The following is a 25,302-nucleotide window of genomic DNA, read 5'->3' as shown; positions in this document are numbered from 1 at the left end:
TCCACCATCGGTAAAAACGCCTCCGGGCCGACCTATAGCTCACCTCCCATTGGCGCAAGCAGAGGTTCCAGCTGGGCTGCGGTGGTGTCAGGCTCTGCGGGAGTAACAATGAGGCCGGTCACCTCTGCTGGCACCCGTGGGTTAAGGCAAAATTCTTCCCGGGGTTCTTATCAATCTGCCGTAACAAGAACGGTAAAAACGGCAGGAATCAGCGAAGGCGGGCGACCTGGAAGCAGGCAGGGCCTGCAAGCACCATGAGACCAATCTGGGGCTGGCTCGTCTCTGGCAGATAATGGGCAAGCTTGATAAAGCCGAACACCTGCTGATCGCTACCTTCAGGCAGGAATCGGCCAAGGCGGGTGACCTGGAAGAAGGCAGGGCCTGCGAGAACCATGAGACAAATCTGGGGCTGGCCCGTCTCTGGCAAATGATGGGTAAGCTCGATAAAGCCGAACGCCTGCTGATCGCCACCTTCAGGCAGGAATCGGCGAAACCGGGAGACCTGGAAGCAGGCAGGGCCTGTCAGAACCATGAGACGAATCTCACGCTGGCCCGCCACTGGCAGATAATGGGCAAGCTCGATAAAGCCGAACACCTGCTGATCGCAACGTTCAGGCAGGAATCGGCAAACGTGGACGACCTGGAAGCCGGCAGAGTCTGCAAGCACCATGAGACGAATCTGGGATTGACCCGCCTTTGGCAGATAATGGGTAAGCTCGATAACGCCGAATCCCTGCTGATCGCTACGTTCAGGCAGGAATCGGCAAAGGCCGACGACCTGGAAGCCGGAAGAGCCTGCAAGAATCATGAGACGAATCTGGGGCTAGCCCGTCACTGGCAGGTGATTGGCAAGCTCGATAAATCTGAACGGCTGCTGATCGCCACCTTCAGTCAGGAATCGGCACAAGCAGGAGGCCCGGAAGGAGACAGGGCCAGCAAGCACCATGAGACCAATCTGGGGCTGGCCTGCCTCTGGCAGATGACAGGTAAGGTGGGTAAAGCCCAACGTCTGCTCCTGCAATGCCTGTCTGATAATACGTTGGTCAACACTCAAAAAGACCTTTACCAGCTGGCATTAAGCATTCTGCATTCCGGGACCAATGAATTTGATACGTATATTGGAGACATCACCAATAGTGTCGATAAGACACTTGCCCAGTCAATCCATCGTTTAAAAATTTTTTGCCAACGTATTGTAGAAAACGGTTCGGAAGAGCCTATACTCCTGGATCAAGCCTTCAATTATGTGGAGGAGGCTATGCAACTTCCTTCCTCCATTGAAAAGCGGGCACAACTGTTGTCGCAAAAAGCGCACATTATTAGAATGCAGAAAAAGGCTGAAAGTGAATGGAAACCCCTTTTTCAGCAAGCCTCCTGTTTAGACCCTTCGAGAACATTAAAAGAAAAAACCGAGCCCTGGAGGAAAATAGAGCAGCGGGCGCTGGAACAGTTAAATCTCCCGAGCCGGGTTCCGCTTTACGATATAACAGGGAAAACCGAGTGAGTTGAAAGGATTGTCCTCTGTGCTGTTCAGGTAAAATACCTGTGCAAAGAATAAAACACCTGCAAAATTGATTCGAAGCGTAGCTTTTGAGTTGGGGGTCGCATTTATCCGCTTCCTGTCGATATAAATAATCAGGAAATTGAACGGCTTCCTAAACTCTTCAACTAACTATAAATATAATTTATTTGTCATTCCTATGAATAAAACAACCTTTGAATATATTAATAATCTTGTGGCAACGGGGGAGTATAGGATTAATCAGGCAAGGGGCGTATTGGAAACCAAAGCTGGTCACCCTGTCCTTTGGAATGGTCATTCGATTACGGTATGTGAAAGTGCTCACCACCTGTCGAGTGATGAATTGGATAAAGCAAACAACACGCTGACACAGTTTCGAGCTTTTACGGTTAAGAATGCCAGGCAAGTCGAAGCATGTTCAGGCACAGCTGACAATAACGGTGGTTTGGATAAAGAACGTGTGGCGGCACTGTTTGATCAGTGGGTTGAAGAGTCTGAAGCTTACCTGAAGAAAAACTGTGAAAAGGCCCAGGCTGCCATTGACGGAATTGACCATGAACTGGACGGTTACGATGGGAAATACGGTCAAGAGATTAAGAGAAGAACGTTAGCCTCCAGACGACGATATGATGTTGCCAAACAGCGCTTTGATGCTGATGCTGAGTATCTGTGTCAGGTTAAAGCCAATCAGGCCATCAGGCAGTTGTTCTGGCAACTTGATACTGAGCGATTCAAAAATGAGGGTGAGGTCCTGGCAGCAATTAAAAACGTAGCGGCTGATTATCATAGGGAACAGCAGAACCGGCTCCTGACTGAAGTGGTTCAGTTGAGCGAACTGTTAGTCCGGGAAGCCAGGATGTCGAATAAGGTGTTGGTATTTCCGGGGCGAAGCCTCATTGCCTGCGCGGCTTATATTGAGAAAAAATACCCGGAAATTTCCGTAGTCAAGGTACCGATCAGTAGTGTTGGCCACTTTGACAATCTTTCTCGTGCCGGGCTAACTTCCAATACCTCTGCCATTATAGCCAGGGCGTTGAGTTTGGAAGAAATCATGATGGTCGAGAAAGCGTTGATAGAGGGGCGAGAAATACCGGAACAGGTTATAAACACACTGACCGAGCCTATGTACGAGAAAGGAGATGACTTCAAATATTTGGGCCCGGAGGTTTGGGATATATGCGATGAATATATTGCTAGCTATCTTGACGAGTTCAAGGAGCGTGAATTGATGCTGGTTGATTATGTGGTTTCTGGAGAAGGACTTAAAAACTTTGCCGATATGGTCGCTGCCAGTCGTCGGAGTTTCGATGGTCTTAGTACTCTGGCAGTTTTTGGTAACAGTATTAGTAAAGGTAATAAGCTTCTGGAGGAGTTCAAAACGATAGCAAAAAAGTTCACTCAGGTTGCCGGTTGTTTTGCCGGGCAAAAGTTGTCTGGCGATAGCCCGCTGGTGATGCTGTTAACCGACTCCACGTTTGATGGTTTTTCCCCTTATGGTAAACAGACCATTGAGAATATTATTCGTGGTATCGGGGTTACCGGAAACACGCCAGAGGATTTCGCCGGTTTTGACGAAATTGGCAGTGAAGCAGCAGAACTGGTGCCGTCGGAGAGTTATGGGCAGCCAGAGTGGAGAATTCTGACTGACGATAACCCTCCTGTGGTGAGCGATGAAAGTGATGACATATTCCTTGATTGGTAAACGATCAGAAACTACGTACGACCGCAAAGTCCGCAAGGTCTGCCATTGCGCTGCGGTACTTACCTTCAGGAAGCAAACGCAGGCACCGCTTGGCATTGGCTGAGTATTCCCGGGCTTTAGCAGCCGTGTACTGAAGTGCTCCACAACTGCGAACGGCTTCTACCACGGCTTCAATATTCTCTCTTCCACCCTGCTCAATGGCATCTCTAACGAGAGCCTTCTGAGCGTTGGTACCATGTTTCAGAGTATAGATCAGAGGCAGTGTGGGTTTACCTTCAGCCAGATCATCACCAAGATTTTTGCCCATGCTTTCGGTGTCACCTTGATAGTCCAGCAGGTCATCAATCAGCTGAAAGGCAATGCCGAGGTAATTACCATAGTGAGTCATATCACTTTCCAGTTCCGGGCTGGCTTTGCTCAGCACCGCAGCGGTCTGGCTGGAGGCCCTGAACAACATGGCGGTTTTGCAGCGAATAACTTCCATATAGTCATCTTCAGAGATATCAGCATCATTGATGTTCATCAGCTGCATGACCTCACCCTCGGCAATGACATTAGTGGCATCTGCCAGAATATGCAACAGCTTCAAACTCTCCAGCCCAACCATCATCTGAAATGCGCGGGAATAAAGAAAGTCACCCACCAGAACACTGGGCGCGTTGCCCCATAGCGCATTGGCGGTGTCCCTGCCACGGCGCAGGTCCGACTGATCCACAACATCATCATGGAGCAGGGTCGCTGTGTGCAGGAATTCAATAATGGCCGCCAGTGGGACATGGTTGTAGTCATTGTAACCACAGGCCCGGGCCGTCAGCAGGACCAGCAATGGGCGCAACCGCTTGCCACCGGATTTTATGATGTATTCACCGATTTGGCTGACCAGGGCGACATCAGAGTACAACTGCTCATGAATGCACTCGTTCACTCTGTGGAAATCGTCATGGACTGCGGTCTGAAAAGAGGCTTGTTGTCTGTCCGGCATCTGGCTTATTTGGTGGGACAAAATGGGGCATCGTATTTAGTGCTACTGCAACTGTCAATAGCAGCCTGTGATGAAGGCACGAATACAGAGCCGTTGTGTGGTGTTTGCTTATTCCTGTGCAACTTTCTGTGCAACTTTCTGTGCAACTTCCTGTGCAACAAGCGGCAAGCCTTTTTATCCCTCTCTCCGGGCAGGGGAGGATAAAATGCCAACAGGTCTTGCCAGTGGGGCTGGACTCCCTTAAAATTTGCACCCCTATCTGAGAATCCGGTGCGGTGTGCCGCTTTGTCATGGATCGCTAATGAATGACTGGTTTCAGTTATCCTTCAGCTCATGAGGTGCCGCCCAACCCTGATGGTGCCTGCAAGGCGATAATCGCCCGTTTGGCGTGCAGGAGCCTTCAGCTTCAAATAAGGAGCCTTCAGCTTCAAATAAGGAGCCTTCAGCTTCAAATAAGGAGCCTTCAGCTTCACATAAGGAGCTTTCAGCTTCAAATTAGGAGCCTTCAGGTTTATTAAGAAAGCGTCCAGCTTTATTAATAAGCCTCCAGCTTCACGAGAAGTGGTTTTTAGATAGCTAAAAATTCCCCTGTGCCTTTCCGGGGCAGGTGGATGCCTTTGACAAAGAGGCTCTTAAGGATTTTCGGAGATCAAATCATGTACGCAGTTATCAGAACTGGTGGTAAACAGTACCGCGTTACCGAAGGAGAAATCCTGAAGGTAGAAAAACTGGGCAACGCCGCTGGCGAAAGCGTGGAAATCAACGACGTTCTGCTGATCGCCAATGGCGAAGAGCTGAAAGTCGGTGCTCCCGTGGTTGAAGGTGCCAGGGTTACTGCTGAAGTTGTCAGCCACGGCCGTGGTCCAAAAATCAAGATCATCAAGTTCAAGCGTCGTAAGCATCACCGCAAGCAGATGGGCCATCGTCAGTGGTTCACTGAGCTGAAGATCACCGGAATTGCCGGTTAATAATTGCTGACAGGTTGGTAGCAAACCTGTTGAATACTTCTAAGGGCAGTCCCTGGTGTGGTAGCCGGTGACAGGTCCGGGATAAAAGGAGAGCAAGATGGCTCACAAAAAAGCTGGCGGTAGTACCCGCAACGGTCGCGATTCAGAAAGTAAACGCCTTGGTGTCAAGATCTTTGGCGGCCAGGCTATCCAGGCGGGTGCCATCATCGTTCGTCAGCGTGGAACCAAATTCCACGCTGGTGCTAACGTCGGTATCGGTAAGGATCACACCCTGTTTGCCAAGACCGACGGTAAAGTCGTGTTTGAGGTAAAAGGCCCTAAAAAACGCAAGTATGTCAGCGTAGCTGCTGCATAATGGCGCTTGGGTTGTCAGTGATTATCTGATGATAGCTGTGCGTTCATCAGGCTGACTCCTCCTCTGAAAGCCCCGCTACTGCGGGGCTTTTGCATGTATAGGGAACCATTACAGGGTTAAGCTGTCCAACGATTAACCTGATTCAATGTGCGAATGCATGTAAATACAAAGGAGTGTATCTATTATGGACGGTTTACCAGTTCAGCCCGCCACATATTCAGCTGTTTTGGATTCGAGCCCTTTGCTGGGCAGTTCTATGCCGATTGCTGAATCAGCATCGACTGGGATTAAGCCAGTTTCCCTAAGTTTTACGTACTTCCCCAAAAGCGAGTCAGGATTAAATGCGGTAAAGCTAACAGAAAGGGCTGTATTTCCCAGTGATGTGTTAACCCTTTATTACCCTAAAGGTAAAATTTTTTTTACCGGAAAGGAGTGCCAGCGATCGCTGTCTTACGGGCTGGGAGATATGATTTTTAATGACCAGCCAGAGCATGAAGCCAGATTGCACCGAGCTGAGTATCCAACCACCCAAACAGACTGTATTAACGGGTGGCATTGCCATATTAAAGTTAAAAAGGAAAATATCCCCAACTTTATCGAGGCTCTGTTTCTGAGACACGGTTTAGATTCTGTTAACAGTGATACTCATAAAAATCAGTTTTTACGCTCCATGACTGTTTTAAAGGATGCACCCGGAACAACAGGCTTAAAATTCCCGGATGGCAGTTACTCCCAGAATCAGGAATGCAAGGATATGACTGAAAGCATTCCTCTTGATGACACTGATTTCCAGTTTGTCCACTAAGCAGCATCAATGAACAACCTGACTATTTCCACATAATCGGTTGTTATTGAAAGTTTGTCAGGACATGTATTTCTTAATATCCATGACCAACAACCATACCACTCCAGTGATACTCAGTTGAAAGCGAGTATTTATGTTTTGGTACATTTGTTATTATGCTCAGATGCGTTTTGCCTGGTGCTAATGACTGCATCTGGCTGAATATTTTCTTGAATTGATAGAACGTTTCTGAATGGCTGTTTATCGCAGTTCTTGCTGTGGACAGTCCGAGCAGAATATGGGTGACGTCTGGCTAAGATGTCGATTTCTATCTGGTTCGAACTAAAATCCCTTCAAGTCTATAGATCACTCAATGTCAGGGTTTTCAGGTTTCTCACCGGGAGTCTCCAGCGGCAATTGAATATGTGCCGGTACGTACAGTGGGTGGTTGAGCGATGCATGGTGCTCCCTGTCTGTAGGGATGTAAGAGAGTCAGGCAATGAAGTTTGTAGATGAAGCGACAATCACGGTTCAGGCGGGTAAAGGTGGTAATGGCTGTCTGAGCTTTCGCCGTGAAAAATTTATTGAAAAAGGCGGCCCCGATGGTGGCGACGGTGGTGATGGTGGCAGCATCTATGTGATTGCTGACAATGACCTGAACACCCTTGTGGATTACCGTTACCAGAAACACTATCAGGCGCAGAATGGCGAGCCCGGGCGTGGCCGCAACTGTACCGGTGCCAAAGGTGTGGATATTGAGTTGAAAGTACCGGTAGGTACCACGGTTGTGGATAACGAGACTGAAGAAGTTATCTGTGATCTGACTCATGTTGGTGAGCGTGTTAAGGTCGCCCAGGGTGGCTTTCACGGCCTGGGGAATACCCGCTACAAATCCAGTGTCAACCGGGCGCCGAGACAGACCAGCCCAGGGTCAGAAGGCGAGCGCCGGGATCTTCGCCTTGAGCTTAAGGTGATTGCCGATGTGGGGCTGCTGGGTATGCCCAACGCGGGTAAATCCACATTCATTCGTGCCGTATCCCAGGCTCGTCCAAAGGTGGCTGATTATCCATTCACTACCCTTGTTCCCAATCTTGGTGTGGTAGCGGTAGACCGCCATCGTGGCTTCGTCATTGCTGATATTCCCGGTCTGATCGAGGGCGCTGCTGAAGGCGCTGGTCTTGGTATTCGCTTCCTGAAGCATCTGGCTCGCTGCCGCATCCTGCTGCACCTTGTTGATGTGGCGCCTTATGACAACACCGATCCGGCTGAATCGGCCAGGGCGATCATTCATGAACTGGAGCAGTTCAGTGAAACCCTGGCGAACCGGGATCGCTGGCTGGTACTGAATAAAGTTGATTTGCTACCAGATGATCAGCGTGAAGCTGTCTGCCAGCATATTATCAAGGAGCTGAACTGGACGGGACCTGTTTACCAGACATCCGCTATTTCTGGTATGGGTACCGAGATTCTTTGCCAGAATATCATGAGTTTTATCGAAGAGCGTGCCCTGGAACAAAGTGAGAATGAAGAGCTGGCCAGGCAGGAAGAAGAGCAGCTGAGCAAGATGGAATCTGAGGCTCGCATGCGCATGCGCGAGCTGGCGGAAGAGCGTCGCGCCCGTCGAGCGGCCAAAAAAGCGGCAGATAACGATGACGACGACAATGATGATGATGATCATGATGTCGAGGTGTTCTACGTATGAGCGCACGCAATCGGTTACGGGCAGCCCGGCGCTGGGTTATCAAAATTGGCAGTGCGCTGCTAACCAATGAAGGGCAGGGTCTTGATCTCGATCGAATGGACGCCTGGGTAACTCAGATGTGCCAGCTGCGTGATCAGGGGGCTGAGGTTGTGCTGGTCTCTTCCGGTGCCGTAGCTGCAGGCATGGAAAAGCTGGGCTGGATGGAACGGCCAACGGCACTTCATCAGTTGCAGGCAGCAGCGGCGGTTGGTCAGGCTCGTTTGGTGCAGGCCTGGGAGGTTGGTTTTCAGAAATACGGTGTTCAACCAGCACTGGTGTTGTTGACCCACGATGATCACAGTCATCGCCGACGTTATCTGAATGCCCGAAGCACACTGAAAACCCTGCTGGCAATGGGTGTGGTGCCGGTTATTAATGAAAATGACACCGTGGTTACTGACGAACTTCGTTTTGGTGATAACGACACATTGGCAGCACTGGTGGCAAATCAGGTGGAAGCGGATGTTCTGGTGATTCTGACGGATCAGGATGGCCTGTTTACCGCCGACCCAAGAACCAATCCCGATGCCAGACTGATTCATGAAGTGCGTGCCCGAGAGGAATCTCTGGATGCCATGGCCGGTGGTGGCAGTGGTCGCCTGGGGCGTGGTGGCATGCAGACCAAGTTACGGGCTTCCCGTCAGGCTTCGGCATCCGGCGCAGCTACAGTGATTGTGGGTGGTCGTACGGACAATGTCATTAGCCGGGTTTTTGCCGGTGAAGCACTGGGTACTTTGCTGCTTCCGGATCAGGAGCCGATGGCAGCACGCAAGCAGTGGCTGCAGGGACACCTCAAGACGTCGGGTGAATTGATACTGGATGCGGGAGCTGTTGGTGTACTCAAGACGCAGGGTAAGAGCCTGTTGCCAGTGGGGGTAAAAGCGCTGAGAGGAAACTTCCAGCGTGGCGAAATGGTTACCTGTCTGGATGAAAGTGGTCGTGAAGTGGCCCGTGGTCTGATCAATTATGGTGCCAGCGAAGCACAACGCATTATTGGCAAGCCCAGTCACCAGATCAAGGCACTGTTAGGTTATCAGCGTGAGCCTGAGTTGCTGCACCGGGATAATATGGTGCTCTCATCCTGAAGGAATGGGCGTCATTCATAGTGGAAGAGACTAAACCAGAGCGGAACAACTAAAAACCAATAAGGAATTGTCCCGAAATAATTTCCACATTTTGAACTCAATTTCCGTTCATCCTGAGCTTGTCGACGGGTGATTGGCACAATAAATGAGGCCGGAGTTCACGCCCTTCGACAGCCTCAGGACGAACGTAGTTTTGATATTCAGAAATGTGGATATTATTTCAGGACAGATCCGCTCCTAAAATGCAATTCATCAGCAATTCCCGCTTGGTTGTGCTAAACATTTTATGCCATCTGCGAGATGCTCAAGATCCCATGTGACTCCCCCGGCTTGCCGGGGACCATGCTTATCAAGCACAAAATTCAGGTAAAAGAGTTTGCGATACTCATATCCTTTAACTCGCCACCAGCGCAGAAAAATTAAGGGTTTTAGTTCAGATTGGGAATTGCTATCCGGTCAATAGGGCCAAGAACTGACCATGCTAATTATCAACAGGCGCTGAAAATATCTATAAGAAATGCTCCCCCTCTTTCTGACAGACTGGATTAAATTTCGGATAACCTTTATGCAACCAGTTCAACGATACCAGCGAACAGCAACCATCGGCACAGGACATGAAAGCGAAAAAAACATTCACTCACAACAAAAAATTCCTGGCCATTCGATTATCAAGCATCAAGTTCAAATATCAGCCCCCTGCCCCTCCATGATTACAGCAAGAACCGTTACCCCTGCCAGTTCCGGTTTATACAGTATACAAACTGACATCACACCACCCGTGTTCAAATCAGCACCCATCATGACTGAAAACATTCAGGCATCGACTTCTGCATGCCATGCTTATAAATACAACAATACCGGTATTCCGGTCGAACTGGTCAGAATGCTCATAGAACACACCCAAACTACGGCCTACGTATATCATGGATCTTTCGCCTTACATGCACAGAATTTTGATGTAAAGCCTAACGATATTGATATCCTATGCTCTATGAGTTCCGCAATGGACTTGCTGAGCAGACTAACAAAAGAGCCCGGGCTGCAAGGTCTGATCAGTTCAAAAGTAATACCCGGAATTGAACAACTTGGCATACCGGAACAAATCAGCATCTCCATAGCTGACAAAAACAGTACGGGCAAGACATTAATCATTCAGTTGAATATTATTGATGAAGATAAAATACCGGGCATTAAAACAAAAATATGTACTGCAGAAAAATTCGACCACAGAGGCACAATTTATATTGAAGACCCGGAAGAAAAAGTGCGATTTTTAACAGAGAACAATCAGAAATTCTTGACACAATACCTCCAAGGGGACTATCACAAAAACCTACCCACTACGGTCTCAAGATCACTTCTATTTAACAGTGAGTCATCTGATGAAGCCAGGCAATTCTCGGTAATGATGAGAGCACTCATGGCTGCTCATCAATCGAAGAATGCAATCAATACATTTGAGAAAAACCCTGATCAAGCCATTAAATTTTGCAACCAGGATAGTATGGAGACACTGAAACAAAGCAGAATAGACTTAATAAAATGTCTAAGAGAGCATGTAAAATTCAATGACTTCCTCGCAGCAATTACGGCCAGATTAACCAGCATGCCAAAAAATACCGAGTTTGCACAGAAACTGCTGGAACCCTTCAATCTTGAACACCTTCAGGAAAGTCAGACAAACAAAACCAGAGTGATTATGCAAAATCACCCTGCGCCAGAAGGTTGTGCCGGGTTCCAGCCTGTAGATCCGGGAAATCTTCAACACACTGCCACCAGGATGCCAGACATTGATGTGACAAAACTATCCCCTATGGATAATTCCCGGGATAGAAAGAAAATGGACCCCGATATGAAACTCCTATTTCTAAACCACTTACCTCTTGATCAATCACACAAGAAAGGAAACTCAAATGACTATTTTTTACAAATACAGAGAAATCAACATCTACATAATGATACCAGCATTCCCAACTATGATAAACGACAACAAATTATTACCAGCCTCACAAAGTATATGCATAAAAACAGCACCTATAAAATGATGAAAGATGAAGAAAAAAAGCTACCGGATATGATGAAAACAAATCAATCGAGGGAAGCGGTAAAGAATAGTAAAAAAACCTGCCCTGACCACTGTATTTACTTGTGCATTGCTCCATCTTTACCCTTTACTGCGAATGTCATGATGCGGTTTTCAACAAAATTTCTGCCGGAATATTGCATACCGTCTTTTTCTACCCAATCACTATTGTCTATCAGTCAAAAGCATAAAGTTCTAAAAGATGCATTTGGAGCAGACAATATAAAGGAATTATCAGGCAGCCATTTACAGCCAATCGTGTATGTATTTGAAATATTGGATGACACATTTCATGAAAAAGTGAAGAAATTAGCCAATTCCACTAACGAAAATAAGTCTGAGGTAGAAAGTGATCTTTTGCTTCATAGCAAATTCATTACTCACATAACATTGATCGCTTTACTTCACTTTCAGCGTGATGTTTCTCTGGATAATGCATTTATATTTTCTTCAATCTTTTACTACATGCTAACTCATATTAAAACAAGCAGAACAGTTTATGCCATCACAAAAGCCCCATATTTTGAGCTGGTCAGAGGCCTTCTTACCATGCTGAGTCACGATACCATTAAGGAAGAAATCGCCCCCATCATGCTTGGTATGGTAAAAAGAACAACGACAGAAGAGTCATTACCAGCTTTCAATTTTTCAAGACAAGAGCAACAAAAAGAAAGACTGAGAAAGAAACTCCAAGACAGAAAAGATAAACATAATTCTTATGAAGACATGATTATCAACATGGGAAATCACGTAGCTGCATTACTACAAGAAGAGTTGGTTCACATATTAATATGCAGCTTTAAAAAAATGGATTTAACCCCATATTACCTTGCCACATTTGATACAGTATCCGACTTACCGATATTCAGCCCAAAAATTTCTAAAAACCAGAGAATATATCAGGAGTTTAGAAACCACCTGCTTGGATTAATCCATTTCATGATAGATAACACACAAAAGATGTGCCACTGGAACGCTGATGTCGTTACTTCCAGAAAGTTCATTGAATCGGTAGAAGCATGGCACCCAAGACTGAACCAGTTATTGGCAACATTAGCGGGCTGGCAGCCAGGTCATGGTGAGAAAACCACTTACAACCAATGGCCTTCAATGGCTTTGAATAAACATAAAAATGGAGAACAACCGCTTCCACCTGATTTACTCCCTCTGATCGAAGATTCTATTCAACTGAAAAAAGAAACCATTATTAAAAAACTTGAAGAAGATAAATCAATCAGACAGTTTGAACAGGATGCGGATTGTTGGGCAAAGCAGATAGATGAGTTGAATAAAAAGAAAGTTAAAAAATTAGCTAAACCTTACAAAGAGCAGCAATCAAAGAAATCAACCAGCTTGACGATGACGAAAGAAAGCCCGGAACAAAATAGTGGAAAATCACCAGAACAAAAAGCAGAAGGAACCACCGGCCTGTTCTTCGCTGACAAAGTCGTAAACTACTGTAGAGGCATAGATTTTACCAAAGATTTCGAAACCCTTCAGGCAAAGGTTCCAGAACACATGGATAGAGAACTTGGTTCTGATGGTGACAGGCTATTTCTATACACAGAAATGGCCTTCCAATGCTTTCATGCTAACCGACAAAGAATTGCCATGACAAGCGTAGCCATGAGAGATGCAACCAGCACCTATAAAAAACTCACTTCTGCCTTATCAACACCCAAAAGAGAGTTCACCAATAGAAGACAGTCCACTGAATGGCTTGCCCGTTTCTTTTCCTCCAGTGAGCTCTCTCCTAAAAAGTTGCTGCGGCTCTCGCTGGAGACAACCGTAGAGCGACTGGAGGACACCAGAAAATCACTTGACAATGCTCTGTCACTGTTCCGGCTGGCGGTAGAGCCCGGACTGGAACTTATTCAGGCTATGGAAGAGCCCGATTTTATCTTCCGGGGGAAACTCCCCCTTAAAGAATTGATTTTACACTTCGATATGTGCAGGGATGCCATGAAGTTGCTGACATATGAATTTAGAGAACCACTGAATTACCCAATCATCACACATGAACTTCCCGATTTAAAAAAGAAACTCTTTGAGCAGCTGCGGTTTTATGGGCCAAACAGCTTCAAGAGCATTGCACATATCCATTCAAAAGACCCATCCTATGAGAGTGCAATGGCAGCTCTTAAACAAATGGAAGACGATAAAGAAAAGTATTGTAAATATAATCAATCCGCTGGCAGTACAGAAAAAACAGAGACTGATGAACTGCTGAACAAGTTCATACAAATAGACAATGGTCTGAAATCTTTTTATAGCAAAACGTCAGGTGTTAGTACTGTTTTGTACTGATTAGAGGTGACCACCAGCGAAACCGATGGTCAGTGAGAGGCTTTTGCGGTTGCCTGACACCCGTTATGCAGCCGCAAGCGTACGTATAATGTCTAGTGATTAATAGATCACCTAAAGGATTAAAAATGGATAACCGAACGGCGAGCAACTTTACCCTTCCCCTGACCACACAACACAACTCCCTTCAACAAGGCCCGATAGTGGTACAAGATCAACAACAGTATCTGAAACCAGCTCCACAGCTTTTTCCGGCTCGCCCTATCATCCGTCAGGCGCAAGACTTTAGCCTTTCCCCCTCCACTGAAATGGTTGTGGAGAGAGCGGTTACCTCTGCAAGAGCGAACCCTCACCTTACAAACCCTGACTCTACACGATCAGTGAACCCATCTGAGAATCAAAGAGCTTCCGGTACCCAAAAGCAGGATACAGGCCTTCCGGCAGAGCTTGTCAGCGTGGTCATAGAGCTCACCCAAAATCCGGAATACATATTTCATGGGTCAATGGCCCTGCTGATGCAGGAATTTAATGTACTACCTAATGACATTGATCTTTTCTGTACCATGGAGTCTGCAACGAACTTGAAAAAAAGTCTAATGAAGAAGTTCTCTCCCGTAGTCAACACAATTCCGGGTATTGAGCCACTTGCTATTCCTGAACAAATCAACATCAGGCTACACCATGCAAGATATCCAAAGAATCCGTTAAAAATTCAATTAAATATTCTGACTGAGGAGGAAATAAAGGCAATAAAAACCAGAGAATACCTTGCAGCCAAATTTGATCACAGCGGTACTGTCTATATTGAATCCCTGGAAGAAAAAGTAAAAAAATCAACAGACAACAACCATCAATTCACCACGAAGTACCTTCAGGAAGGCTTCCACAAAAACATCCCCACCCCAATCATAAGATCACTTTTATTCAACAATGAATCATCTGATGAAGCCAGACAGTTCTCAGTAATGATCCGGGCTCTTATGGCAGCACATGAATCACTAAAGACATTATGTATTGTTGAACAAAATCCTGACCAGGCAACAGGATTGTGTAGTGCAGAAAGAATAGATGAGCTTAGGCAAAGCAGAGAGGGGTTATTAATATCCCTGAGAAACCAAAATAGATTCAATGAATTTCTTTCAGCCATAAAAGACAGGTCCGCTACAATGCCGGTCACAATGGATTTTGCAAAACAGCTGATTGAGCCAATAAACACTGAACATCCCGAGTTCACACGCAACGCTACAGGGTCACCTTCAATTCAGGTTAGTGAGCTGCTGAGCCTGAAACAGACGACAGACACAGGCATCAGGAAGCACCCAGCTGTACTGGAGTTACTGTATCTCAACAACTTTAAATTAGATAAACCCAAACGTTCCCATCTCTCTAAAGCGCAACTAAGAACCAAGCTTAAAGAATGTAGAGAAAAACTGGATCAGTTTGGTTTAAATGTAAAAACCCCAAATGAAAAAGACTTAAAAAGATTGCTTAACCCAAATTATATTTTAACCAGACCTACAAGCACTGCCGACATTCACTCTTGTAGTCAGCGACTGTTATACTATGCAGCGATCAAGAATCCGGAATTGTTTCAACAGAGGGCCAGACTGATCACCAGTCTTGCAGCTGAATTTTCCAGACAGAAAACCTCCCAAGAGGAGTACGAAATCCTTAAGTCAGGAGTTTTTACATCAGCCGGGAAAAATCTAACGGAAGCACTGGCAACACATGATCAGTGGTATGTTGAAACCATACTCATGTTATTTTTTCCCAATCTAAAACCAAGCATGCACAAAGTTAGTGCTCCATTTCTTCGACCTGCACAAGCTTTATACTGCCGGGCAAATCTATCTAATCATGAAGTCATGAAAAAAGTACCGCAGATATTCAAATCCGAAGAAGTTAACCTGGATGATTTGAGAAATTGTGATGCTCAGATTTTTAAACTACTTGGTGCTATTCATACGCTTCAACTATGCCTGGATAAAAAATTAAACAATATAGTCAGTAACACAGTAGCTTGCCCACCGGACACATTTTCCAAGCGATGCATTAAGGATCATATTCTATTCACGTGTGACCTTGTTCACAAAATAATCCTTCTGCCGTTAGCTATGCACACACCAAACATTGACTCAGAGCTGCTATGGGCCTTGTACAGTTACCTTGGGATAATTTCAACCATGAGAAATCATATTCAATCGTTTCCCAATGAGCACCTCATGCTTACAGAGACTCTATGTTTCGTTCTACAAAGCAACACCATTCAGAATCTACTATCAAAACAAGAAACTGAAACCAGAAAAAACATTAAAACACTACTCTCCGAGACTCTGAAAAAACTGGAATGTACAATACTTTCTACCTTGAAAACACCCTTGCAATCTCAGGATCACCTCAGCATTTTCATGTGCTTACTAAAGACCATCTGTAACCATAAGATGTTCCTGACCGCCCAGGACGGCAACCATAAAGAAAGAATTTCTCAACTGGCAATCATTGTGACACACATGGCAGAGCAATTGCTCAGCCTTGTCAGGCAAGGTGACTTACAAATTACACCTGAATATAGTCAACTGGTCCATCGTATTCATAGCGTATGTACCCCACTTCTTAAAGAAGTTTGTACAAGTGTAGTTCAAGTAAAAATCCCTGAATTGAGTGCGACCAAAGGGTTAATCGAAACGGTCAATTCCCTTTCGGAAGAGTGTCAGAATAAGCTGAATAATATCGAACACATATATCAGAATTATTTAAAGGAGCTGGAAAAAAGTGAAAGGGAGTACAATAAAAAAATACTGAATATCTATCAAGATAAAAAACGGCAGATTGATCAAAAACAAGCGCTAAGAATTGAGAGCCAAAGACATCTACACGATAATATGACAAGAAAAATCACTGAAAAACTGGAGGGTTCAAAGTTTGCTTCAGATTATGCAAAACTGGTTAACACAACGGGAGATATACTGAAACAGCTAGCCATACAGCTTGAATGCTGTGAAGACGAAGTCAGTTTAAACGACATACTCAATAACGCTGATCACCAATTGTCTGTAATTGAAAAATTTCCCGTACTCAGGGTCTGGGCCTATGGTGATCAAGCTTACAGTTTATGGCAGCCACACACTGACCAGTTTAATAGAGCAGGACGGTTTGTTGAACATTTCAAGAACATGAAAGAGTTTTGCACAAAAGCACGTGATGAAGCTATTGCACGGCCAAAGCAGTACGACTCGAAATGGCTGCATAAAAAAAATCCAGAGCAACCTATCAGCTTACAAAACCTCTATTTTCTTACACGCTTATATGACCCTCAGGAAATCCCGAAACTGATAAAACGAGCAGGCTACAGCGTATCCCTTTATGAAAAAGCACTTCAGCAAGCCAGCAATGCCAGTCATCAACTGACTCAGAGTATGATGGTAGATCCTGAAAATTCAGAACATCATCATCAAAAACATCATCTTGAGCAGAGAATAGCTTTTATCATCAATGAAATGAATCAGATCAAGCAGTTTATGGAAGAGCTTCACCCCATACCCGATATGCAGGATTTCCTGAAAACAAGAAAGGAACTTTTCAGAAATCTACAGACACAAACAGCTACAACCACAAAAGATCAGCCCACCAGTGATTCTGAACGAATGCTGCAAGCCCTTTCGGCTAATTGGAAGCCGGATCAATCGGTTTTTGAAGGACAACGCTCTGCAGTACAAAGACTTGATCAGGCCATCGTTGGATTTATCGCGCTTAAAACACTTTTAGAAAAAGACGATTCTCAGGTAACAGCAAAACATAACGAATGTTGCCAATGAGAGAGTGCCCGACTGAAAGAAAGGCATGCCATTTTAACAAGGCGGCAACCCTTATGCCCCGCAAGGATTCTTTGTCAGAGAAGTCTCTGGGCCTCCAGCTCATCAGAAACCCTCAGGAAAGGTTGTAAAGCATTATTTCTAATGAGCAAGAAAAAATGCGCAGCTTTATGACCTGGCTCAGGGCAGTTAACAATAACATTGTGCAAAACTGTTCTATAACAAAGGTGTGTTCTGGCTCCGGGTAGTGATAACCAGCATTTTGCACTGAGTGATTTAACCGCCAATCATTAAAAGAACGACAATGTCTGCTTTCTACTGATTAGCCTCGGTGCTTCAGCTATTTGAACACATCCCCCATTTTATTGGCTCATGTATGGTATGGTTCAAATGACTTCGCTTAAAAAGATTGTCCCCATAGCAATCGTTTTTTTGGTGCTGTTTTGCTTTCCCGAACTGGTATTTCCTGAAGGTTTATTTTCAGTCTTACAACAACGGGTGATGGCTATTTTTATTCTTGCCACTCTGTTGTGGGTCAGTGATGCCGTACCAGCGTTTGCTACCTCCCTCCTGATTATCATGTTGCTGGTTTTGACCGCTTCAAACAGCGCACCTTTTCCTCTCAGGGAGGGTCTTGGGGAGGACATGCTGAACTATGTGACTATTTTTAATAGCCTGGCATCCCCCGTTATTGTTCTTTTCCTGGGAGGATTCTTTATTGCGCTGGCCTGTGCGAAATACAAAGTCGATATCAACCTGGCCCGGGTATTATTAAAGCCTTTTGGCCAAAAGTACGAAATTGTGATGCTGGGCGTGATGATCATTACAGCCATCTTCTCCATGTTCATGAGCAACACCGCGACCAGCGTTATGATGTTGACCATTATGACGCCACTGGTGTCCCGCATGGACAGTCAGGACCCGGGCTGTCGCGCTATGGTTCTGAGCATTCCCATTGCAGCAAACCTCGGTGGTATGGGAACACCGATCGGTACACCACCCAATGCCATTGCATTTCGTTACTTTGTTGGTGAGCATGCATTGTCGTTTGGTGGCTGGATGCTGTTCGCAGTACCCATTACCGTCATTATGATTGCTTTCAGTTGGTGGTTGCTTCAGAAGATGTACCCTGCCAACGGCAGCGATCTGGATGTCCAGATTGATGGTCGTTTTGAAAGGGGCCTGAAGCCCTACATTGTTTATGTCACCATGGCGTTGACCATCCTGCTGTGGATGTTCTCCAGCGTCCACGGCATCAATGCTTATGCCGTCGCTATTATCCCGGTCGCTGTATTCAGTCTGTGTGGTATCGTGGACAAGCATGATTTGAAGCATATCAGCTGGGATGTACTCTGGCTCCTTTCCGGTGGTATTGCCATTGGGACTGCGCTTGCTTCTTCCGGGCTGGCCAAGCTGATTGTCAGCCTGGTGCCATTTGAACAGTTTGGTGCGGTGGCCATCATTCTGGGTATCAGTGTGTTGTGCATGATTATGGCGACGTTTATGTCCCATACGGCCACTGCTAACCTGTTGATGCCCATTGCCGTCTCTATGTCAACATCTGTCGCCAGTATTGACGAGATGGGTGGGCTGGTGGTCATTGGTACTGCGGTTGCCCTGGCGTCTTCTCTGGGTATGGGCCTGCCAATTAGTACTCCTCCAAATGCCCTGGCCCATGCGACCGGTCTGGTGAGTACTAGGAGGCTGTCCGAGAACTAGCTATTGAAAAAACGAAAGCTTCAGCATTTTCTTGGCTGATCAAATATTGACCTAAATTTAGCCTGTTTTGGGGTAAAAATTGCGTTTTTTACCCTTTTGCTTGCCTTTATGCTGCCATTTTAAGCCTTTTTGCTTCTTCAAGACGGATTGATCCCGTTGAAACCGATTTGACAATTTTTTTGAAATTATAAGCACTGCAGACCAGTGAAAATTCTCCAGCCACTTTTTCCTTACCCCGGACACTGAACCCTCTGAATCCTGAGTTCTTGATTTGGCCAAAAGGCGGTTCCGCAATCACCTTGCGACGCTCATAAACCGCTTTGGCCTCTTTGGTTTCCATTTTGCGGTTCATCGCCTGGCGTATGGCTTCGTGGCGGTCTGTGCGAATCACTTTCCCCGGGTCTTTGTTGTCACCACTGCACCTTTTACGTAACGGGCAATCCCGGCAGATATCTTTACTGACGCGGTAGCTTTTGTGTTTTGCTTTGCTAGCCGTGTTATAAATCAGCTTCTCACCGGCAGGGCAGGTAAAGCTGTCGTCTGCTTCATGGTAAATAAAATCCGCTTTGACAAACTTTCTGTCAGAGTCTTCCAGTCCCTCTGTTGCAGGCTTCTCCTGTCGATCCGTAGCCATGTAAGCGTCAATGTTCGCATCATCAAACGCTTGCAGGTTGGGCCCTGAGTAATAGCCATTATCCTCACTCATTTTGCCAATGGACGCGTTATCTGTTGCTTCTGCAATGGCTTCAAGTGCAGGCTTTACTTCCTGCTTGTCATTGGCATGCTGGCTGATGTGCTGGCCAACAATGATACCATTATCGCTGTCGACGCTGATCTGGGCGTTATAACTGTACTGATAGCCACTGCCTTTTTTACCCATGATCCTGGCATCATGATCAGCAAAGCTGATTTGCTTTTTGTCGTCTATCGGCTTATCGGGATTCAGGGCCTGTTCCCGTTCTTCAAGCGCTTTTTTGGCCTCCTGGATTTTCTCTAACCGTTCCTGCTTGAATTGCAAGTCTTCAGGAATGCTGTAGCCAGTCTCCTGCTGATAAGCATCGTCCTCTTCACTGTCACTGGTTTCGGCTTTTTTAATCAGGGCCTCAACTTCAGCCATTAATTCAGCTTCTTTGGCCTTAAGTCGTGCGTAGCTCATGGCCTTATGCTTTGATGAGTCGGCTTTGAATTTGGAACCATCAAGAGCGATGTGGCCCAGCGAGGCCATCTGTAGTTCCCGGGCGAGCAGCACGCTCTGTTTGAAACTGCTTTTAAAAAAGGTGGCCTGGTTTTTACGAAAGTCACTGAGCACCCGGAAATTTGGGCAGTGCTGTTTGGCGATATACATGAAAGCCAAGTCCTGATTGCAGCGCCGTTCAATCTCCCTGGAGCTGAACACACCATGGCTATAGGCATAGATCAGGATCGATATAATCAGTCGTGGGTGGTAGGCATTCTGGCCAAGATGGTGATACTGCTTTTCCACTTCAGAGGTGTCGATATGCTTGAAGATATCTTCAAAAACGAAGCAATCATGATCTGGTGGCAGCAGGTCGAAGATGTTCGATGGAAACATCAGGTGCTGGTCAAAATCAGCAGGGTTATCTTTGAATTTGATTGATGACATCCGTTTCGGCAACAACAAAGTGGGCAGAAGATGCCTGATTATACTTAATCAGGCTATTCTCGGACAGCCTCCTAGGGACTTTATCAAAACAGCCCGGATTCTTAGCCCATTGGGGGTACTGTTAATCTTTGCGGTATTGATGCTGATGACCTGGATGGGCTTCTTTTAAGGGGGAATGTCATTCAGGTATGGGGTGATTTTTGCAGTTAAATCGAGATGACAGGATGACAGCCCCCTGATCGGGGTTGTCAATCGGGGTTGTCAAAAGTGGACAGCCAGGATCAGTAATTGCTCAGATACAGGGCTTGGGTAGGGTAATAGGTTGTCTTGCCAGCCACTCCTGCTCCCATTGAGGGATCTCATTGGCGGGCATGGGCTGGGCAATGAAGAAGCCCTGCGCCTGATCACAATTTAACTCATTCAGCAACTGCCAGCCCTCAAGTGTTTCTACACCCTCTGCAACGGTTTGCATATTAAGCTTGTGGGCCAGGCCGATATTGGCTTCAACAATCGCTTTATGGGTTTTGTCATTGCAGGCATTAGAGACAAATGAGCGATCAATTTTCAGTTCACTGAAAGGAATCCGGTTTAACTGCTGCATGCTCGAATAGCCAGTACCAAAGTCATCAATGGAGAGAGAGAAGCCGTGGAGCTTGAGCCTGGCCAAGGTCTCCAGGGAAAGTGCCGCATTTTGAATCAGGCTGCTTTCTGTAATCTCAAGGATCAGAAGCTCTGGAGGAATACTCAGGTCCCGCATCTTGCGAATCAGCATGTCGGGTAGATCGGTATTGATCAGAATAGCGGCAGAGAGATTTATGCCTACGGCAATATTTCTTTCCTGCTCACGCCAGGTTCGAATCTGCTCCAGTGCCAGGTCGATCATTTTGGTGGTCATTGGGGTGATCAAACCGGAGCTCTCCATCATGGGGATAAAGTGGACGGGGCTGATAACCCCGACGTCCGGATGATGCCAGCGGGTCAGGGCTTCAACAGAGATCATGCGCCCACTTTTCAGCAAGACCTTTGGCTGGTAATAAAGTACGAACTGATTGTCATCAATGGCTTGCTCAAGCACATCTTCATTAAGGATCAGTTCTCTGGAGGTGACGGGGCAGGCTTTATTCTCAGCCTGTTCTGAGCAGTAAAATTCCAGTAATTCCCTGAGGCGGGTGCGGGACATGGGTTTGGTCATATGGCCCAGCACCATCAGCCCATGAGCCTGGGCCATATCTTCCACCATTCGGATTAAAGACGCCTCCATGGCACTGAGAACAATCACGCCCCGGGAAAGCTGTTGCTCTGCGAGGTGGCGGATAAACTGAATACCATCCATGCCCGGCATATCAAGATCACAGATAACGATATCAACGGCACCCCCGCTTTGAAGCAACTTCAGAGCCTCTTCACTGCTCTGTGCAGTAAGCAGTCTGCCAACGTTAAGGCCTGATACCGTTTGCTCTGCGACCATGCGCTGAAAGGGATGGTCTTCCAAAATCAGGATACTGAGAGAGGTTATTCTACTGTCCATGTACTGGCCGGGTGAAAATGAATCAATCATTAAAGTATGGCGTATTGGGCAGTGCTTGTTGTTTTTTTTAGAATGATTGGATGAGTGGAGCCAGGGTAACCGTTATCAGAAAGGTTCGTTCTGATAACGGTTTGAAAAACATCAGTTTCCAGACTTGATTCTGGCCCACTCACGGGTGATATAACGTTTCAGCTTGGATGGCAGCTCTTTGAAAACAAAGAGCTTTTCGATGGTCTCATCGCTTGGGAAGACACCGGGATCTTTAGCGATTTCCGGATCAACGTACGGTTTAGAAGCAGGATTAGGGTTGCTGTAGTTAACGTAGTTGGTCACATCGGCAATCACCTTTGGCTCCATCAGATAGTTCAGCATCTGATGGGCTGCGTCTTTATGAGGCGCATCATTGGGAATTGCCAGCATATCAAACCACATGGCTGCTCCCTCTTTGGGAACAACATAACGGATGTCCAGGCCATTCCCTGCCTCTTTGGCACGATCACGGGCAATCATCGCATCACCGGACCACATCAGGGCTACACAGATATCACCATTGGCCAGGTCAGACAAAGAACGGGAAGAGTGATAGTAAGCGATGTAAGGAGAAATGGCTTTCATCCTGGCAACGGCTTTCTTGTAATCCGCCATGTCCAGACTATCGCCGGGAATGTTGAGGTAAGCCATCACAGAAGGCAGTACTTCACTTGGGGCATCAAGGAACGCCACGCCACATTGTTGCAGCTTCTTCATATTCTCAGGCTCAAGGATCAGAGACCAGCTATCTACCGGGGCATCTTTTCCGAGCGCTTTTTCCACCGCCGCCTTGTTATAGCCAATACCCGTGGTTCCCCAGAGGTAGGGGATGCCGTATGTATTGCCTTCATCAAAGTTCTCTGAGATGGCCTTCATAATGACAGGGTCGAGATGCTTCAGGTTGGGCAGCCTGGACTTATCCAGTGGCTCATAAACACCCGCACGAATCTGCGTCTTGTAAAAATCGTGGGAAGGTGAAACCAGGTCGAAACCACTGCGTCCGGAGAGCAGTTTACCTTCAAGCACCTCATTACTGTCATAAACGTCATAAACGACGTTGATGCCGGTTTTATCGGTAAAATTCTTGATGGTGTCTTCAGCGATGTAATCGCTCCAGTTATAGAAATACAGTTTTTCAGCCGTATTTCCTGAAGAATTATCTGAGGCCTGGAGCTGGGCGGCACAGAGCAGTGCGGCGACGATGAACATTCTCTTAATCAGTTTCATAAACGTGCCGTGAACCTTATACAGGAGAAATCATTGGGAGCGCGATTATATAGCAGTAATATTGTTCTAATCGGGTAAGGGCCGGTCTTTCTCCAGCCCTCCCCACAGCACCCGGCATGCGGGTCCGCACCGGGCGGTTCAACGATGATGGTGAAACCTGATCCATAAGTCTTTCAATGAAACAAGCCCAATTTTCGCGAGGTAACTGTTATTCAGTGCCTGTTGTACCGCATAGGTTTTACTCAGACGGTAATACCCTTTGCTGCTGGCTGCGATCTTGGCGGCGTTAATTTTATCAACGCCTAACCTGACCAGATTCTTAAAACGGGTTTTCGGCTTGCGCCATTGCTTCAGAAAGCAGCAACGGATTCGCCGACGTATCCATTGATCCAGCAGGGGAATTGGTCGGTGATATTCCGATAACCGGAAATACCCCATCCAACCCCGGATATATTGTGCCAATTTGCGTAACCGATGTTGCATTGAGACACCCCAGCGACGACTGGTCAACTTGAGTATCCGGTATTTGAATCGGTCCAGACACTTCTGGGCCCAGCGAACTTTCTTCCCTGTGAAGGTGAAACTCAGGAATTCGCTTTCTGTTGCTTTCACAACTTTACTTTTCCGGGAGTTAATCTTCAGTTTCAATTTGCGTTCAATGAATTGGGTAATGCTGTGCATCACCCGATCCCAGCACGCTGACTTTTGACGAGAATCACAAAATCATCACAGTATCTTGCAAAGCAATGACCCCGATATTCAAGCTCCTTGTCGAGTTCGTCGAGGACCACATTAGACAGCAAGGGTGATAAAGGCCCACCCTGTGGCATGCCAACCCTGGTCGGGTAGACATTGCCCTCAATCATGACACCGGAGCGCAGGTAGCTACCAATCAGTTTCAGAAGGCGTTTGTCGCGGACCTTACGGGAGACCCTCGACATCAAAACGTCGTGATTAACCGTATCAAAGAATTTACTCAGATCAACGTCAACAGCGTAATGAAGCCCCCGGTTGATCAACTGCTTAACCTGACGGACTCCGTCGTGTGCTGACCGTCCCGGTCGGTAGCCGAAGCTGTTTGGAGAGAAACCCGGATCAAAGACAGGGGTCAGCACCTGCACAATGGCCTGCTGTATGACCCTATCCATCACGGTAGGGATTCCCAGCAAACGCTCACCGCCGTCCGGCTTTTCTATAACATGTCGGCGCACGGGTGATGGCTGGTAGGTTCCGTCCAATAAGGCTTGACGCACTGAAGGCCAATGCTGTTTGGCAAAGTCTGGATAAGCTTCAATAGTGACTCCATCAATACCCGGAGCACCCTTGTTGCTTTTGACCTGTTTCCATGCACTTGCCAGATTAGCCGGTTCAAGTACGCAATTTAGTAGATCATGGTTCAAAGCTGGTTAAAGATTCTGTCGCCAAGTACGGTGAGTCGCCGGACGGCTGCATCGCCTTGAGGGAATCAGTCTCCTCTTTGTCGTCGATGTTCGGCCCTTCGCTAACGACTTCCCATCCGTTAATGGCTTCTGTCGTACAGCTACTATGGCCTCTGCTGACTTCTGTCCAATCACCACGCGGAGTTACCTCTGCTGGCGCTATTGGTTGCCATCGGGTTTGCTCGAACAGGATGATGAGACCTGTTCGCCGAGCCTGTTGTAACCAGTGGCTGAGAACTGGGAATTACCAATCGCATGTTGAACAGATCTCCCCGGATAAGGACATGAACTTTCAGTGCACAACCGCCGCATTTACCGTGTCTCACGAACCATAGGGCTTTGTGATCCTTGGCTCACTCGCCCAGAGACTCAGCCTTATATGCGATTTCTGTACGTC

General features: G+C 46.7%; 17 protein-coding genes. 10 read left to right on the top strand and 7 right to left on the bottom strand.

Annotated elements, in window-relative coordinates; translation table 11 throughout:
* Positions 1 to 292 precede the first annotated feature (292 nt).
* Both MJO57_RS03490 and MJO57_RS03485 read left to right on the top strand, forming a co-directional pair.
* Positions 293 to 1,504: a hypothetical protein gene (locus MJO57_RS03490; RefSeq protein ID WP_252022974.1), complete on the top strand. Its 1,212-nt coding sequence runs from the start codon at positions 293 to 295 to the stop codon at positions 1,502 to 1,504.
* 139 nt (positions 1,505 to 1,643) lie between these two features.
* Positions 1,644 to 3,224 carry a hypothetical protein gene (locus MJO57_RS03485; RefSeq protein WP_252022973.1) on the top strand — a complete coding sequence of 527 codons (1,581 nt, stop codon included), beginning with the start codon at positions 1,644 to 1,646 and terminating at the stop codon, positions 3,222 to 3,224.
* Positions 3,225 to 3,228: 4 nt separating this feature from the next.
* Here the strand turns inward: MJO57_RS03485 and ispB are convergent, their stop codons facing one another.
* Both ispB and MJO57_RS03475 read right to left on the bottom strand, forming a co-directional pair.
* A complete protein-coding gene (gene ispB / locus MJO57_RS03480) occupies positions 3,229 to 4,206 on the bottom strand; it encodes an octaprenyl diphosphate synthase (RefSeq protein ID WP_252022972.1) in 978 nt (325 codons plus the stop codon).
* Positions 4,207 to 4,532: 326 nt separating this feature from the next.
* On the bottom strand, positions 4,533 to 4,700 hold the full coding sequence (locus MJO57_RS03475; RefSeq protein WP_252022971.1) for a hypothetical protein: 168 nt from the start codon (positions 4,698 to 4,700) through the stop codon (positions 4,533 to 4,535).
* Positions 4,701 to 4,862: 162 nt separating this feature from the next.
* On the opposite strand from MJO57_RS03475, the gene rplU reads away from it, so the two are divergent.
* The 8 genes from rplU to MJO57_RS03435 all read left to right on the top strand — a co-directional run bounded on the left by rplU (position 4,863) and on the right by MJO57_RS03435 (position 19,057).
* Entirely contained in the window at positions 4,863 to 5,174 is a 312-nt protein-coding gene (rplU, locus tag MJO57_RS03470; RefSeq protein WP_252022970.1) for a 50S ribosomal protein L21, read from the top strand.
* A 97-nt stretch (positions 5,175 to 5,271) separates the two neighbouring features.
* On the top strand, positions 5,272 to 5,529 hold the full coding sequence (rpmA, locus tag MJO57_RS03465; RefSeq protein ID WP_066014158.1) for a 50S ribosomal protein L27: 258 nt from the start codon (positions 5,272 to 5,274) through the stop codon (positions 5,527 to 5,529).
* A 184-nt stretch (positions 5,530 to 5,713) separates the two neighbouring features.
* Positions 5,714 to 6,334, top strand: coding sequence for a hypothetical protein (locus MJO57_RS03460; RefSeq protein ID WP_252022969.1), 621 nt, complete (start codon positions 5,714 to 5,716; stop codon positions 6,332 to 6,334).
* A gap of 478 nt (positions 6,335 to 6,812) precedes the next feature.
* Positions 6,813 to 8,015 carry an Obg family GTPase CgtA gene (cgtA, locus tag MJO57_RS03455; protein WP_252022968.1) on the top strand — a complete coding sequence of 401 codons (1,203 nt, stop codon included), beginning with the start codon at positions 6,813 to 6,815 and terminating at the stop codon, positions 8,013 to 8,015.
* A complete protein-coding gene (gene proB, locus MJO57_RS03450) occupies positions 8,012 to 9,139 on the top strand; it encodes a glutamate 5-kinase (RefSeq protein ID WP_252022967.1) in 1,128 nt (375 codons plus the stop codon). The genes cgtA and proB overlap by 4 nt, the downstream gene beginning before the upstream one ends.
* A gap of 565 nt (positions 9,140 to 9,704) precedes the next feature.
* Positions 9,705 to 13,529 carry a hypothetical protein gene (locus MJO57_RS03445; protein WP_252022966.1) on the top strand — a complete coding sequence of 1,275 codons (3,825 nt, stop codon included), beginning with the start codon at positions 9,705 to 9,707 and terminating at the stop codon, positions 13,527 to 13,529.
* Between the two features lie 125 nt (positions 13,530 to 13,654).
* The gene (locus MJO57_RS03440) at positions 13,655 to 17,341 is read left to right on the top strand and encodes a hypothetical protein (protein WP_252022965.1); all 3,687 of its coding nucleotides are present in this window, start codon (positions 13,655 to 13,657) and stop codon (positions 17,339 to 17,341) included.
* Between the two features lie 387 nt (positions 17,342 to 17,728).
* A complete protein-coding gene (locus MJO57_RS03435; protein ID WP_252022964.1) occupies positions 17,729 to 19,057 on the top strand; it encodes a DASS family sodium-coupled anion symporter in 1,329 nt (442 codons plus the stop codon).
* Between the two features lie 106 nt (positions 19,058 to 19,163).
* Here the strand turns inward: MJO57_RS03435 and MJO57_RS03430 are convergent, their stop codons facing one another.
* The 5 genes from MJO57_RS03430 to ltrA all read right to left on the bottom strand — a co-directional run bounded on the left by MJO57_RS03430 (position 19,164) and on the right by ltrA (position 24,866).
* The gene (locus MJO57_RS03430) at positions 19,164 to 20,681 is read right to left on the bottom strand and encodes an IS1182 family transposase (protein WP_252017502.1); all 1,518 of its coding nucleotides are present in this window, start codon (positions 20,679 to 20,681) and stop codon (positions 19,164 to 19,166) included.
* Between the two features lie 292 nt (positions 20,682 to 20,973).
* Positions 20,974 to 22,239: an EAL domain-containing protein gene (locus MJO57_RS03425; RefSeq protein WP_252022963.1), complete on the bottom strand. Its 1,266-nt coding sequence runs from the start codon at positions 22,237 to 22,239 to the stop codon at positions 20,974 to 20,976.
* Positions 22,240 to 22,350: 111 nt separating this feature from the next.
* Complete coding sequence (locus tag MJO57_RS03420) at positions 22,351 to 23,466, bottom strand: polyamine ABC transporter substrate-binding protein (RefSeq protein ID WP_252022962.1); 1,116 nt, start codon at positions 23,464 to 23,466, stop codon at positions 22,351 to 22,353.
* A gap of 138 nt (positions 23,467 to 23,604) precedes the next feature.
* Positions 23,605 to 24,147 carry a group II intron maturase-specific domain-containing protein gene (locus MJO57_RS03415; RefSeq protein ID WP_252022961.1) on the bottom strand — a complete coding sequence of 181 codons (543 nt, stop codon included), beginning with the start codon at positions 24,145 to 24,147 and terminating at the stop codon, positions 23,605 to 23,607.
* Entirely contained in the window at positions 24,147 to 24,866 is a 720-nt protein-coding gene (gene ltrA, locus MJO57_RS03410) for a group II intron reverse transcriptase/maturase (RefSeq protein ID WP_252022960.1), read from the bottom strand. The genes MJO57_RS03415 and ltrA overlap by 1 nt, the downstream gene beginning before the upstream one ends.
* Positions 24,867 to 25,302: the final 436 nt, after the last annotated feature.

This window comes from Endozoicomonas sp. SCSIO W0465 (assembly GCF_023716865.1).
Classification (GTDB): Bacteria; Pseudomonadota; Gammaproteobacteria; order Pseudomonadales; family Endozoicomonadaceae; genus Endozoicomonas.
This window is presented reverse-complemented; position numbering and strand designations above follow the sequence as displayed.